This window comes from Bacteroides sp. AM37-9 (genome assembly GCF_003603455.1).
Taxonomy (GTDB): Bacteria; Bacteroidota; Bacteroidia; order Bacteroidales; family Bacteroidaceae; genus Bacteroides; species Bacteroides xylanisolvens.
In genome coordinates this window covers 14,194-28,660 of sequence record NZ_QTNF01000047.1, presented here as the reverse complement: position 1 = coordinate 28,660, position 14,467 = coordinate 14,194, and the positions used below count along the sequence as shown (strand labels likewise).

11 protein-coding genes are annotated in these 14,467 nt (G+C 43.7%); 6 read left to right on the top strand and 5 right to left on the bottom strand.

Annotated elements, in window-relative coordinates; all coding sequences use genetic code 11:
• Positions 1 to 49 precede the first annotated feature (49 nt).
• From DW862_RS23190 to DW862_RS23165, 5 genes are all read left to right on the top strand, one after another.
• The gene (locus DW862_RS23190) at positions 50 to 1,249 is read left to right on the top strand and encodes an ATP-binding protein (RefSeq protein WP_004315265.1); all 1,200 of its coding nucleotides are present in this window, start codon (positions 50 to 52) and stop codon (positions 1,247 to 1,249) included.
• Between the two features lie 11 nt (positions 1,250 to 1,260).
• A complete protein-coding gene (radA, locus tag DW862_RS23185) occupies positions 1,261 to 2,628 on the top strand; it encodes a DNA repair protein RadA (protein ID WP_015531323.1) in 1,368 nt (455 codons plus the stop codon).
• Between the two features lie 66 nt (positions 2,629 to 2,694).
• Positions 2,695 to 4,344 (top strand): NAD(P)/FAD-dependent oxidoreductase, encoded by a 1,650-nt coding sequence (locus DW862_RS23180; protein ID WP_120070752.1) that lies wholly within the window; start codon positions 2,695 to 2,697, stop codon positions 4,342 to 4,344.
• 16 nt (positions 4,345 to 4,360) lie between these two features.
• Entirely contained in the window at positions 4,361 to 4,963 is a 603-nt protein-coding gene (locus tag DW862_RS23175; protein WP_008640722.1) for a response regulator transcription factor, read from the top strand.
• Between the two features lie 265 nt (positions 4,964 to 5,228).
• On the top strand, positions 5,229 to 7,694 hold the full coding sequence (locus tag DW862_RS23165; protein ID WP_165861968.1) for a TonB-dependent receptor: 2,466 nt from the start codon (positions 5,229 to 5,231) through the stop codon (positions 7,692 to 7,694).
• A 530-nt stretch (positions 7,695 to 8,224) separates the two neighbouring features.
• Here DW862_RS23165 and DW862_RS23160 read toward each other — a convergent pair.
• From DW862_RS23160 to metA, 4 genes are read right to left on the bottom strand one after another with little or no spacing between them, the layout of a single operon-like run.
• The gene (locus DW862_RS23160) at positions 8,225 to 8,743 is read right to left on the bottom strand and encodes a GNAT family N-acetyltransferase (protein WP_004314570.1); all 519 of its coding nucleotides are present in this window, start codon (positions 8,741 to 8,743) and stop codon (positions 8,225 to 8,227) included.
• Positions 8,744 to 8,779: 36 nt separating this feature from the next.
• Positions 8,780 to 9,946, bottom strand: a complete 1,167-nt coding sequence (locus tag DW862_RS23155; RefSeq protein WP_207895182.1) for a zinc ribbon domain-containing protein — start codon at positions 9,944 to 9,946, stop codon at positions 8,780 to 8,782.
• Positions 9,943 to 11,772 (bottom strand): U32 family peptidase, encoded by a 1,830-nt coding sequence (locus DW862_RS23150; RefSeq protein ID WP_008025286.1) that lies wholly within the window; start codon positions 11,770 to 11,772, stop codon positions 9,943 to 9,945. The genes DW862_RS23155 and DW862_RS23150 overlap by 4 nt, the downstream gene beginning before the upstream one ends.
• Positions 11,769 to 12,686 (bottom strand): homoserine O-succinyltransferase, encoded by a 918-nt coding sequence (gene metA, locus DW862_RS23145; RefSeq protein WP_004314573.1) that lies wholly within the window; start codon positions 12,684 to 12,686, stop codon positions 11,769 to 11,771. The genes DW862_RS23150 and metA overlap by 4 nt, the downstream gene beginning before the upstream one ends.
• A gap of 180 nt (positions 12,687 to 12,866) precedes the next feature.
• On the opposite strand from metA, the gene DW862_RS23140 reads away from it, so the two are divergent.
• Positions 12,867 to 13,037, top strand: coding sequence for a DUF362 domain-containing protein (locus tag DW862_RS23140; protein ID WP_002559159.1), 171 nt, complete (start codon positions 12,867 to 12,869; stop codon positions 13,035 to 13,037).
• Between the two features lie 236 nt (positions 13,038 to 13,273).
• Here DW862_RS23140 and DW862_RS23135 read toward each other — a convergent pair whose 3' ends face one another.
• Positions 13,274 to 14,467: a pyridoxal phosphate-dependent aminotransferase gene (locus DW862_RS23135; RefSeq protein WP_004306402.1), complete on the bottom strand. Its 1,194-nt coding sequence runs from the start codon at positions 14,465 to 14,467 to the stop codon at positions 13,274 to 13,276.

Sequence of the window (14,467 nt, the reverse complement as noted above, 5' to 3'; positions counted from 1 at the left end):
TTGAACAAATTATGCCTATTTTTGTATTCCATAGAAAACAAATAAAGATATGGATACACTAATCAGAAGATACAAAAGGTTATTAACAGCTACTTCCACAACCTATATCAGAAGCCTGATGAATACAATCAATTGGGATAACCGTCTGATTGCTATTCGGGGAGCTCGCGGAGTTGGGAAAACAACTTTAATGCTTCAATACTTAAAACTTCATTATGCCAATGATAGCCAAAGTGCCTTATATACAAGTTTAGATAGTCTGTATTTCACACAGCATTCTCTTAGCGAACTCGCCGAACAGTTTTACCTGAAAGGAGGTAAATGCCTGTTTTTGGATGAAGTGCACAAATATCCGTCATGGAGCAAGGAAATTAAAAATATATATGATGAGTTTCCTGAACTGAAAATAGTATTCACCGGGTCATCCTTACTCCAACTGCTGAATGCAGAGGCCGACTTGTCTCGTCGATGCATATCATATAATATGCAAGGGCTATCCTACCGTGAATATCTGAATTTATACCATCAGATTGACATCCGCCCTTACACGCTGGAAGAGATATTGGACAAAAGTGATGGAATTTGTAATGAAGTGAATTCCCAATGCCGTCCCCTCGCCTATTTTGAAGACTATTTGAAACATGGATACTATCCTTTTTATTTGGAAGGAAATGCGGAATACTACACACGTATCGAAAATATAGCCAACCTGATACTCGAAATCGAACTTCCCCAGCAATGCGGAGTGGACATCAGTAACGTGCGAAAACTAAAAAGTCTGCTGGGAATCCTCTCCTCCGAAGTGCCTTTTATGGTGGACATCACTAAACTCTCTGCTATGGCAGAACTTTCACGTACTACTATTTTGGCCTATTTACAGTATCTGGACAGAGCTAAATTAATCCACCTTCTTTATTCGGATAATGACTCTATCAAAAAGTTACAAAAACCGGATAAGATTTATATGGAAAATACTAACCTGCTTTATGCATTGACCTTTAAAGATGTAAACAAAGGAACATTGAGAGAGGTGTTCATGGTAAACCAACTCGCCTATCAACATCGTGTGGAATATTGCACGCGTAGCGCAGACTATACGATAGACAGTAAATATACGATAGAAGTTGGCGGGAAAAGCAAAGACGGGAAACAGATAGCTAACAGTAAACAAGCATTTATTGCCGCAGATGATATTGAATATTCGGCCGGAAATAAGATTCCACTCTGGGCATTCGGATTTTTATATTAAAGAAAGAGAATATGGCAAAAGAGAAAACCGTATATGTATGCAGTAATTGCGGACAGGATTCACCAAAATGGGTGGGTAAATGTCCGTCGTGTGGAGAATGGAATACGTATGTTGAGGAAATCGTACGGAAAGAACCTACCAACCGCCGTCCGGTGTCGGGCATTGAGACACAGAAACCCAAACCACTGGCACTTAGCGATATTGAAGCGGACGACGAGCCACGCATCAATATGCACGATGATGAATTGAATCGCGTATTGGGTGGCGGACTTGTGCCGGGTTCTCTCGTCCTGATAGGCGGTGAGCCGGGAATCGGTAAATCCACGCTCGTCATGCAGACCGTACTGCACATGCCGGAAAAGAAAATCCTTTATGTGTCCGGTGAAGAAAGTGCACGACAGCTTAAACTCCGTGCCGACCGTCTCTCTGATACTTCCAGCGATTGCCTGATTGTTTGTGAGACTTCGCTCGAACAAATTTATGTGCATATCAAGAATACGAATCCTGATTTAGTGATTATTGACTCTATACAGACTATTTCCACCGAGAGTATCGAATCATCTCCTGGAAGTATTGCGCAAGTCAGAGAGTGTTCGGCATCTATTCTTCGTTTCGCGAAAGAAACGCATACTCCTGTGTTGCTGATCGGTCATATCAATAAGGAAGGAAGTATTGCAGGACCTAAAGTGCTGGAACATATCGTAGATACTGTTCTTCAATTTGAAGGCGACCAGCATTATATGTATCGTATTCTGCGCAGTATCAAGAATCGTTTCGGCAGTACGGCAGAGTTAGGGATTTATGAAATGCGTCAGGATGGGTTGCGCCAGGTGAATAATCCTTCCGAGCTTTTGCTTAGTCAGGATCATGAGGGAATGAGTGGAGTAGCTATTGCTTCCGCTATCGAAGGAATCCGCCCGTTCTTGATCGAGACACAGGCTTTAGTCAGCTCTGCTGTTTATGGAAATCCTCAACGTTCGGCAACCGGTTTCGATTTAAGAAGAATGAATATGCTGCTGGCTGTTCTCGAAAAGCGTGTCGGATTTAAGCTGGCACAGAAAGATGTGTTCCTGAATATTGCCGGAGGACTGAAGGTGAATGACCCGGCTATCGACTTGCCGGTTATCAGTGCCATCCTTTCGTCCAATATGGACGCAGCCATTGAGCCGGAAGTTTGCATGGCGGGAGAAATCGGATTGTCGGGAGAGATACGTCCTGTGAATCGAATTGAGCAACGTATCGGTGAAGCCGAGAAATTAGGTTTTAAACGGTTCTTGTTGCCAAAATACAATCTGCAAGGGATTGACACTACGAAACTGAAGATCGAATTAGTGCCGGTAAGAAAGGTGGAGGAAGCATTCAGGGCTCTATTCGGATAGGGCACTGATGCATACATTATCCGCTTTATCTATTTTATAATCGAAAACAATATCAATAATAACTAAATGACACAAGAATTCCAACTCCGCATACTTCCCGAAATCGCAGCAAACGAACAGAAGTTGAAAGAATATCTCTTCAAAGAAAAAGGCCTCAACCTGCGTGACATCACCGCTACCCGAATCTTGAAACGAAGCATCGATGCACGGCAGCGGACTATCTTCGTCAATCTGAAGGTACGAGCTTATATCCGTGAAATGCCTAAGGATGACGAATACGAACATACTATATATAATAAGGTAGAAGGAAAGCCGCAAGTAGTTGTCGTGGGCGCAGGTCCCGGCGGACTATTTGCAGCCCTGCGTCTCATCGAACTGGGGTTACGTCCCGTTGTTATCGAACGCGGAAAAGACGTGCGTGAGCGGAAAAAAGATTTAGCACAAATCAGTAGGGAACACACGGTTGACCCGGAATCGAATTACAGTTTTGGCGAAGGCGGTGCAGGAGCTTATTCGGATGGAAAACTCTATACCCGGAGCAAAAAGAGAGGGAATACAGAGAAGATATTGAATGTATTCTGCCAGCATGGGGCTTCTACGGCGATATTAGTAGACGCGCATCCGCATATCGGGACAGACAAGTTGCCACGTGTCATTGAAAATATGCGGAATACCATCATCGAGTGTGGCGGAGAAGTACATTTCCAGACACGAATGGAGGCACTGATTATCGAGAATGACGAAGTAAAGGGTATCGAAACAAATACAGGAAAGACTTTTCTCGGACCTGTGATACTGGCAACCGGACATTCGGCGAGAGATGTATATCGTTGGCTGGCTGCAAATCATGTGGCGATTGAAGCGAAAGGCATTGCAGTCGGTGTCCGTTTGGAGCATCCGGCAATGTTGATCGATCAGATACAATATCATAATAAGGAGGGGCGAGGCAAGTATCTGCCTGCCGCAGAATATAGCTTCGTCACACAGGTTGAAGGCAGAGGAGTGTATAGCTTCTGTATGTGCCCCGGCGGTTTCATTGTTCCTGCTGCCAGCGGACCGGAGCAAGTGGTAGTGAACGGAATGTCTCCTTCTAATCGTGGCTCGCGATGGAGCAATTCGGGCATGGTGGTGGAAGTGCAACCGGAAGATTTAATAAGTGGAGAGTGGAGAGTGGAGAATGGAGAGTTAGCTGCGCAACGAAATGAACAGCTACTGGCTCTTAACCCATCTCTAAACAACTCTCAACTCTCAACTCTCAATTCTCAACTTCTTCCCCTTTACTTTCAGGAAGAACAGGAACGTCAATGCTGGTTGCAAGGAGGCAGAAGGCAGACAGCACCGGCACAGCGTATGCTGGACTTTACCCGCAAGAAGTTGAGTTACGACTTACCCGAATCTTCTTACAGCCCGGGATTGATCTCTTCTCCGCTTCATTTCTGGATGCCGGAGTTTATCAGCAAAAGATTATCTCTCGGTTTTCAGCAATTCGGACGTTACAGTCATGGCTTCCTCACTAATGAAGCGGTGATGATCGGCGTAGAGACACGTACTTCTTCGCCTGTCCGCATCGTACGCGATAAAGAGACATTGCAACATACAACCGTTCGCGGATTATTCCCTTGCGGAGAAGGTGCAGGCTATGCCGGAGGGATTGTTTCTGCCGGAGTGGATGGAGAACGGTGTGCGGAAGCAGTAGCCAATTATTTCAATCGTTAACTAAAACTACATGAAAATGAATCATCAACCCGAAATAGCCATTGTAGAAGCAAACACCCTGACCAGTCTCGGCCTGAAAGGAATCCTGGAGGAAATGATTCCTATGGCAACCATACGTACCTTCCATCAATTCAGTGAACTGATGGACGATACGCCGGATATGTATGCCCATTATTTCATTTCCGCACAGATTTATGTGGAGCACAATGCTTTCTTTCTCCCCCGGAAACGAAAAACAATTGTATTGGCAAGCGACAGTCCGCAATTCCAACTGTCCGGCGTGCCTGTACTCAACATCCATGAATCCGAGGAAGAGTTGGTGAAAAACATATTGAAACTCCACCAACACGCCCACCACAACGGTTATCCGGTGAAAGACATGCCATCCATGCCTCCGGCGCAGCCTCATCAGGAGATTCTATCTTCCCGTGAAATAGAAGTGCTCGTACTGATAACCAAAGGATTAATCAACAAAGAGATAGCAGATAAACTGAATATCAGCCTGACCACCGTTATCACTCACCGGAAAAATATCACAGAGAAATTAGGCATCAAGTCCGTCTCCGGACTGACTATTTATGCGGTAATGAACGGGTATATAGAAGCGGACCGAATCTGATTCACCACAGAGGACGCAGAGGACACAGAGGATAAAAAGGATAAAGAAGGTAAAGAGAAAAACTTTCCACACTTTTTCCCAAAAACACTCAAACAGTCTGTATCAGAGAATGAGTGAAGATGTTACCTTCACTATACCCTCTGTGTCCTCTGCGTCCTCTGTGGTGAAAATTGTGATGAAAACTGTGGTGAAATAAATCCTAATAAATGAGGATTGACCATTGTCTATATTTGCCGTTACTTTGCAGCAGACAAATTAACAGCAGATGAAGACAAAGAATATTATGATTGCCCTTATGCTCCTGACGACAGGGACAGCATGGGCGGAAGATTTCCCGAAAGACTCACTAAAAATAGTAGACATCGAAGAAGTGGTAGTGATTGCCACTCCGAAAGAGAATCGTAAGTTGCGTGAATTACCGGTGGCAGCCACTGTTTTATCACAAGATAATATGCGTGCCAATCAGGTGAACTCTGTGAAAAACCTGACAGGCATCGTCCCTAATCTGTTTATCCCCGATTATGGTTCCAAACTGACCACTTCCATTTATATCCGTGGAATCGGCTCACGTATCAACACTCCGTCCGTAGGACTTTACGTAGACAACATCCCTTATATCGACAAATCCGCTTTCGACTTCAACTATGCTGATATCGAACGTATTGACATTCTCCGAGGACCACAAGGTACTCTCTACGGACGTAATACGATGGGAGGACTTATCAAAGTGCACACAAAATCGCCTTTCACTTATCAAGGTACTGATATCCGCATGGGAGCAGCGACCTACAATAATTATAATGTGTCACTCACCCACTATCACCGGACATCCGACCGCTTCGCCTTTTCTACCGGAGGTTTCTACGAACACACAGGTGGCTTCTTTGAAAATTCGGCAAGAAACAACGAAAAGGTAGACAAGAGCAATGCCGGTGGCGGACGTTTCCGTGGTATTTACCTGCCTACTTCGAACCTGAAAATAGATATGGCCCTTAGCTATGAATATAGCGATCAGGGCGGATATCCGTATTACTATACCGGGATTACCCCCAGTGCGATAGCTAAAGCGAAAGAAAATGGTAAGGAAATGACAGAAGACCGGGCAGATTATATCGGTAAGATTTCATATAACGACCGCAGCAGTTACCGCCGTGGATTGCTCAACTCCGGTGTTAACATCGAATATCAAGCCAACAACTTTATATTAAGTGCCGTGACAGGTTATCAGAACCTGAACGACCGCATGTTTCTCGATCAGGATTTCACAGAAAGAGATATTTTCAATATTGAGCAAAAGCAACGTGCAAACACCATTTCCGAAGAGATTGTGTTGAAAGCCAAACCCGGAAAAAGATGGCAGTGGGCTACGGGAGCTTTCGGATTCTATCAATGGCTGCATACTACAGGTCCTGTTCTGTTTAAAGAAGAAGGAGTGAAGTCGGTCATTGAAAACAACGCCAATGCAGCTTTTGAAGAAGTATCTGCCAAACCCGGAGCTCCCACCATGGGAATGACCGTACATAACCCGTCATTAAGCGTAGGAGGAACTTTCGATACCCCGACTCTTAGCGGTGCACTTTATCATCAGTCTACTTTCAACAACTTGTTCATAGAAGGACTGTCCGTTACAGCCGGCCTCCGGCTCGATTACGAGAAAATCAGTATGAAGTATAATTCTCTTAGCACTCCTATCGACTTTGGTTTTGATTTTCACTTAGCTATGGGACCCAACCAAATAAACTTGTCTGATCAGAATATGAAAGCCCCTGCCTCTTTCGTTGGCAAGCTCTCTACTGATTATGTACAGCTCCTACCCAAATTTGCTATTCAATATGAATGGAAGAATCAAAATAACGTTTATGCCACCGTCACCCGGGGATATCGTTCGGGAGGATATAACATCCAAATGTTCTCTGACTTATCACAAACAGAATTGAAAAATTCGATGATGAATGCCATCAAAGAAAGTCCGACAATAGGGCAAGATGCCACCTGGGGAAAAACCATCATTAATATGATGAACCAAATGGTACCTACAAAAGAGATTGATGTAAAAGCGTCCACCACTTACAAACCCGAATATTCGTGGAACTACGAAGTAGGTAGTCACCTTACTTTATGGGAAGGCAGACTTTGGGCTGACGTCGCAGCATTCTATATGGATACCCGCGACCAACAACTCTCCCAATTTGCAGAAAGTGGTCTGGGACGTATCACGATCAATGCAGGAAAAAGCCGTAGCTATGGTGCAGAAGCAGCCCTTCGTGCCAGTGTGACAAAAGAACTTAGCCTGAATGTCAGTTACGGATATACGTATGCCACCTTTACGGATTATGTAATCACCGAAGAGCAAAAAGACGGCACTTTTAAAGTAACCGCAGATTATAATGGCAAATATGTTCCCTTTGTCCCCAAACATACCTTAAATATCGGAGGAGAATACGCCATCACCTGCAGTCCGCGCTCTATCTTCGACCGGGTTGTATTCCAAGCTAATTATAACGCTGCCGGACGTATCTACTGGACTGAACAAAACGATGTCAGCCAATCTTTCTATGGCACACTCAACTGGAGAACGAATCTGGAAATCGGTGACGCAATGATTAGTTTCTGGGCACGCAACTTCTTGAATAAAGAATATGCCGCCTTCTATTTCGAAACAATGAACAAAGGTTTTATGCAAAAAGGACGCCCAATGCAATTTGGAGTAGATCTCCGCTGCCGGTTCTAATCATTTTCACTCATAGAGATATTATTTAGTCATTTTATTGTCAGCTAAAGATTTTATCCATATAAAACAATGATTATCAATCCATTGACACCTGACAATAAGTGCTGACAATAACCCAAAAACAGGCTGACAATAAAAGTCGGACTTTTATTGTCAGCCTGTCTCTTATAGATTGATGGCATGGAATACGTGATAGAAGAACGTATGCCTCTATGAAGTATGCATTATAAAGTCGTTATACTTAATTAATCCAATAGGCATTGTTCTCTTAACCCTACGCTATCTTTACCTTTCCATGGCTGTGGTAGCTTCTCTTCACGGCCGTGGAGAGATCTCGTCACGGCTGTGAGAAGAAGTCACCACGGCCGTGGGAAGGTAAAGATAGCGGTACCTTCACACAACTATACCGGCATCTTAACGGAACTATACCGGTGTCCTGGCATTACTTTACCTACAGTTTCCTATTGGTTTGCTTATATCTAAGATTATCTTGTCTACATCTAATACACTTCAACTACACTCCACCACGATTAAGCAAGTTTCTCTGTTCCATCAGACACACGCGTCATTTGATAAGCGATACGCTCTGTACCGTTCTTTACATAAATGATACCACAACGTTGAAAGCCATACTTCGTCAATATATGCTGCATGACTTTATTGTCCCGATGAGTATCTACCCGGAGATTGGGCCAACGTTCGAAACACCAGTTCAAGCAGGTTTCCGATACCCCCTTCTGTTTTCCGTTCGTTGCCAGCCGATGAATCACTCCATAAGGTTCATTATTGAGCCATGTTCCTTCATAAATCTGTTGATAAGTAGGGTCGTCTCCCAAGATAAAACAAAAAGTCCCCAAAATTTCTCCCTGTTCATCTATGCAGACAAAGCTATGTCCATCTTCAATTTCCTGACGAATCAATACTTCAGAAGGATAACCGTCAATCCATTGAGTAGTATTTCCGGTTGCACGCATAAAGGCACGGGCATAGTCATAAATCTCCATCACTAAAGGGAGATCTTTTATTTCGGTAGATCTGATTTCCATCATTTGAAAAGTTATTCAAGAATAAAACAGATAATAAAATTACTCATTGATAGCTCCACAATGGGGGCATACACCTTTTTGCTTCAACTTTTCCCCACAACGCCCACAACGATACTTATACCCAATGTTCCGATGGACTTTCTTCGCAAAAACCAGCATAAAAAAGGCAAGGAACAGATAACCGATATAAATATGTGTCATCAGGATAAAGAAGAAATAGCAGAAAATACAACAAGACATCAACCCCAGCAGATAAAAGATAGCTGCAGCGGGAGTCAACTGTCGGAACAAATCATCCAGCACCGCCAAAGCGACTATCAAAAACAGCCAAATACTCAACAAGAAGACAGAGAGAATAAAAGGAACTTTGAACGGCGACAAAGTAGGATTGAAATAAAAATGCTCCCACGTTTCCGGCACAAAGACCTGCATCGATTCGTAAATCGTTGCACTGAAAGCCATCAACAAACAGAGAAATAACGGATAAACACTATCTATATCATTAAAATAGACCATCTGCAACTGCTTTCGACGAAAAGCGCGAAACAGATATACACCGACGAATAAAGCGAAGATGATAATGAAATAAGAAGCATGCGTATCACTGAAAAGATGAATGGCCTGCGAAATACTATCAGTCGGCACAAATGACTTCTTGAGTTCTTTTTCACGTATCCAGCCCTGTTCATCCTGTGTGTGAGCCAGCTTCACCCAAACACTGTCTACACTATCGGCAGGGTGAACCGCAAACTCTGCCACCACTACCCTATCCCCTTTATTCAACTGAATAAAAGTATCTTTTATCGGAAGACATTCCAAAGAGATGGAATCATCGACTACTTCCAAGTTTGTATTCCATGTATAATGCCGTTCGTACAAGTAAGTCAACGAGTCTTTCGTCTTCTTCGACAGTTCTTCCGAATCCAAAGCCGGTGCTTTATAATAACAAGATGAGAGCAAAAGTAAACATAGTAGGAGGTTCATCACTGTTTTCATCACTATTTTCACCACAGAGGACGCAGAGGACACAGAGGATAAAAAGGATAAAGAGGGTAAAGAGAAAAACTTTCTACACTTTTTCCCAAAAACACTCAAACAGTCTGTATCAGAAGAATGAGTGAAGATGTCACCTCCACTATATCCTCTGTGTCCTCTGCGTCCTCTGTGGTGAAAACTGTGGTGAAAATTGTGAATAATGATTCTCATTGAGCCGCTTTTACTTTCATTTGACAATTCTTACAATCAAATTCCAGACGAAAACGTTTGCCGTCATTTGACACCAGGTAATAGGGTTCTTTATAAGGTGAACGTACCCGTTGATGGATGGGACACCATCCCATACTGTAACGTAAACAATGTTTGCAGAACATCAGTACCGCATCTTCCACCGCTTCTTTTTCGTAAGCCGCTGCTACCTGTTGAACCCCATGCTCCTGATAGAAAGAAGCTGCACGAGTATTCATGACATTCCCCAAATAGGTTAGCGTCGTTTGTGGAAAAGCATGATTGGTTGACTTCCATACCGACAATTCTTGACGGTAATTGATTCGACGGGCAGTTATTAACCGGTCGATTGCCTGCCGGCGGAAATCGGCTAATACCGAAGCCGGCAGAAACCAGTTGTCGGTAAAAGAGATTTCTATTTCTTTTGCTTCGAAAGGCGTATTCCCCAATTTAGACAGTTGCGTTTTCAGGTTGTCCGTCTGCGGAGTCCGGGCCGGCTCTTTTTCACGTGGAAGGGTGATTGTGACTCTATTATCATCTTCGTCAGTCAATGTCAAAGAGAAACCGGAATGATGGTCGGCAAGCAACATTCGCACTGCGATTTTCCTTTCGGCAGACTTACGGGAAAGCACTCGTTCAAATTCCTGGTCGAAATTACGATATAATGTGGTACGAGGCTTGATGCGAGGCATTTCCTGTGGATATAGTTTGTTGCTGTCCACCCGGTTGATGCGGAATCCCTGTAAACGTCCCTGTTCGTCGATATAACAAACACCGTCTCCATTGTTAAAGGATTTAAGTCCCGCAACCGTCAGATAATTGCCGCGAATCTCCTTCACAGTCCCCATCTCCTCGCCCAACGACTTGGGAGTGTCGAAAGAGAAAATCTCTTTGTCACGTCCATGCAGGAAATAATGTGTGAATCCACGGCTGAAACTCTTATCCAGTTGCGGCTTAAACTCGAAATTGCACGTACCCGAAGAAGCCCTTACATATTCCGGACGACGGGCAAAGATGGCATCCAGCTTTTGACGATAAGCGGCCGTTACATTCTTCACGTAAGAAACGTCTTTCAGCCGCCCTTCTATCTTGAACGAGGAAGCTCCGGCATCCAGCAATTGCTCCAGTTCGTCACTTTGATTCATATCTTTCAGGGAAAGCAGATGTTTGTCTTTGACAATCACTTTCCCGTCCGCGTCTACCAGACTAAAAGGTAACCGGCAGAATTGCGCACATTCTCCCCGGTTGGCACTACGACCGAAACAGGCTTGGCTGACATAGCACTGCCCGCTATAGCTGACACAAAGTGCCCCATGTACGAATACCTCTAAAGGCACTTCCGGACAATTTTCGTGTATCTTTTTTATTTCACGCAACGATAGTTCCCGCGCCAGGACTACTTGCCGGAAACCCGCCTTCCAAAGGAATTTTACTTTTTCCGGTGTACGGTTGTCCATTTGTGTACTGGCATGAAGCGGTATCGGAGGAAGATTCAACTTCGTGATCCCCATGTCCTGCACAATCAGCGCGTCTACGCCAATCCGATAAAGTGCATGAATCATCTCCTCTGTCTCTTTCAACTCTTCTTCTTTCAGAATCGTATTGACCGTGACATAAATACGTGCATGATACAAATGGGCATGCTGCACCAATGCTTCAATATCTTCCAATGAGTTCACAGCTGCCGCACGGGCACCGAACTTCGGAGCACCGATATATACTGCATCTGCCCCATGATTGATAGCTTCAATGCCACATTCCAGGTTTTTCGCCGGAGCGAGAAGTTCTATTTTACGCTGCTTTATCATTGAATATCGTTGATGTTGTAAGGTGTTTCCTGATAAACGAAGTAGTTCAGCCAATTGGAGAACAACAAATTAGCATGAGCACGCCAACGTACCAACGGGCCTTTTTCAGGATCATTGTCTATATAATAATTGCGGGGCATCTCTATCGGCAAGCCTTTATCGAGATCGCGACGGTATTCCGTGTCCAGTGTCAGCGGAGAATATTCGGAGTGTCCCGTGACAAAGAATTCACGACCGCCCCGTGCCATTGCCATATAGACACCGGCATCTTCCGATTCGGAAAGCAACGTCAATTCCGGAACTTTCAGAATGTCTTCCCTGCGTACTTCTGTATGACGGCTATGCGGCACATAGAAACAATCATCAAAACCACGGAAGATGGAGTGGAAAGGTTCCAATACCCGATGTTCAAAGATACCGAACATCTTCTCTTTCAACGGATATTTAGGAACTCCATAATGATGATACAATCCGGCCTGCGCAGCCCAGCATATATATAAGGTAGAAGTGACATGCGTACGTGCCCAATCAAAGATTTCCGTAATCTCATCCCAATAGGTCACCTCCTCGAAGTCCATCTGTTCTACAGGAGCTCCGGTGATAATCATACCATCATACTTCTCGTGACGCATCTGGTCGAAATCCGTATAGAACGTTTTCATGTGTTCTATCGGCGTATTCTTTGACGTGTGGCTCTTGATCTTCATAAATGAAATCTCCACCTGAAGAGGTGTATTGGAGAGTAAGCGCACCAAGTCTGTTTCCGTTGTAATTTTCAGCGGCATCAGATTCAGAATCACAATCCGTAGCGGACGAATATCCTGTTGCGTAGCGCGGGAAGTGTCGATCACAAAAATATTCTCTTCCTTCAAAAGCTCTATCGCAGGTAGTTTATCGGGTAAATTTAAAGGCATAATCGCTATATATTAGTAATTTGAGTGCAAAAATACGAAAAATATAGCAGATTATAGGGAGGTAGCTTATTTAGAAGACGTACAAATTAAGTCAATTTAAACATAGAAGCATAACAACCAATCAATAAAAGCCTTATTTTTGCCGGAGAAATTAGTACTAATAATTTAAATCTTAGAAAAATGGCATACGTAATTAGTGACGATTGTATTGCTTGCGGAACTTGCATTGACGAGTGTCCGGTAGAAGCTATCTCTGAAGGTGATATCTATTCTATCAACCCAGATGTATGTACTGACTGTGGTACTTGTGCAGACGTTTGTCCGTCTGAAGCAATTCACCCGGCTGAATAATACAAGTTACAAAAAGAGTATAGGCTGCTTTCTACGGAAGGCAGCCTTTTTTTATTGCTCTTTCTTCACCACAGATTACACAGATTAATTCACAATCAAACGGATAGAAAAATACAAAGAAGTTCCTTAAACAAAAAAATCACCCTTACTGCATACTGTAGTAAGGATGATTTTATTAATCTAATATTTTTCAGACAGACAATCTCTTTTCAATCTGTGTAATCTGTGGTGAACTCTTATTTCAACTTAGCCAATGCTTCTTTGATACGACGGATAGCCTCTACGATATTTTCATCGCTTGTAGCATAACTCATACGGATACATTCAGGAGCACCGAAAGAGGCACCACCTACACAAGCCACGTGAGCTTCTTCAAGCAAGTACATTGCCAAATCATCTGAATCTGCAATCTTACGTTCGCCATTGCTCTTTCCAAAGAAAGCATCGCATTTCGGGAACAGATAGAAAGCACCTTGCGGAACGTTTACCTCAAATCCCGGAACTTCCTTAGCCAACTTCACAATCAGGTCACGACGGCGTTGGAATGCTTTCTGCATTTCTTTTACCGGTTCTTGTGTTCCTGTATATGCCACTTCAGCAGCTTTTTGAGAAACAGAGCAAGGACCTGAAGTGTACTGACCTTGCAACTTGTTGCAAGCTTTTACAATCCATTCCGGACCGGCAATGAAACCGATTCTCCATCCTGTCATAGCGTAAGCCTTGGATACACCGTTTACAATCACTGTACGTTCCTTCATTTCTGGGAATTGAGCGATACTCTGATGCGCACCGATATAATTGATATGTTCGTAAATCTCGTCAGCGATTACTATCACCTGCGGATGTTTAGCCAATACTGCTGACAATCCGGCCAATTCTTCTTTTGTATATACAGAACCTGTCGGATTAGACGGAGAACAAAGAATCAATGCTTTCGTCTTCGGAGTGATGGCTGCTTCCAGCTGTTCCGGAGTAATCTTGAAATCTTGTTCGATACCTGCCGAAACAATTACGGGAGTACCTTCTGCCATTTTCACCATTTCCGGGTAGCTTACCCAGTAAGGAGCCGGCACAATGACTTCGTCACCCGGATTTACCAATACAAGGATGGTATTACAAACAGATTGTTTGGCACCATTGGCACACGAAATTTGAGCGGCTGTATATTCCAGACCGTTTTCTTTTTTCAGTTTCTCAACAATAGCATTGCGCAAAGCCGGATAACCCGGTACCGGAGAGTAACGAGAAAAGTTATCATCTATGGCTTTTTTCGCAGCTTCTTTGATGTGGTCAGGAGTATTAAAATCCGGTTCTCCTACACTTAAGTTAATAACATCAACACCCTGTGCCTTGAGCTCGTTGCTCTTTTGCGACATGGCAAGCGTCGCCGATGGCGACAAGCTGTTCAAACGATCTGATAATTGATTCAT

Coding starts and splice junctions, on each gene's coding strand:
- metA (WP_004314573.1), bottom strand. CDS start 12,686: ATGCCTTTAAATTTACCCGATAAACTACCTGCGATAGAGCTTTTGAAG.
- DW862_RS23150 (WP_008025286.1), bottom strand. CDS start 11,772: ATGATAAAGCAGCGTAAAATAGAACTTCTCGCTCCGGCGAAAAACCTG.
- DW862_RS23175 (WP_008640722.1), top strand. CDS start 4,361: ATGAATCATCAACCCGAAATAGCCATTGTAGAAGCAAACACCCTGACC.
- DW862_RS23155 (WP_207895182.1), bottom strand. CDS start 9,946: ATGAGAATCATTATTCACAATTTTCACCACAGTTTTCACCACAGAGGA.
- DW862_RS23160 (WP_004314570.1), bottom strand. CDS start 8,743: ATGATGGAAATCAGATCTACCGAAATAAAAGATCTCCCTTTAGTGATG.
- DW862_RS23140 (WP_002559159.1), top strand. CDS start 12,867: ATGGCATACGTAATTAGTGACGATTGTATTGCTTGCGGAACTTGCATT.
- DW862_RS23165 (WP_165861968.1), top strand. CDS start 5,229: ATGAAGACAAAGAATATTATGATTGCCCTTATGCTCCTGACGACAGGG.
- DW862_RS23135 (WP_004306402.1), bottom strand. CDS start 14,467: ATGAATCAATTATCAGATCGTTTGAACAGCTTGTCGCCATCGGCGACG.
- DW862_RS23190 (WP_004315265.1), top strand. CDS start 50: ATGGATACACTAATCAGAAGATACAAAAGGTTATTAACAGCTACTTCC.
- DW862_RS23180 (WP_120070752.1), top strand. CDS start 2,695: ATGACACAAGAATTCCAACTCCGCATACTTCCCGAAATCGCAGCAAAC.
- radA (WP_015531323.1), top strand. CDS start 1,261: ATGGCAAAAGAGAAAACCGTATATGTATGCAGTAATTGCGGACAGGAT.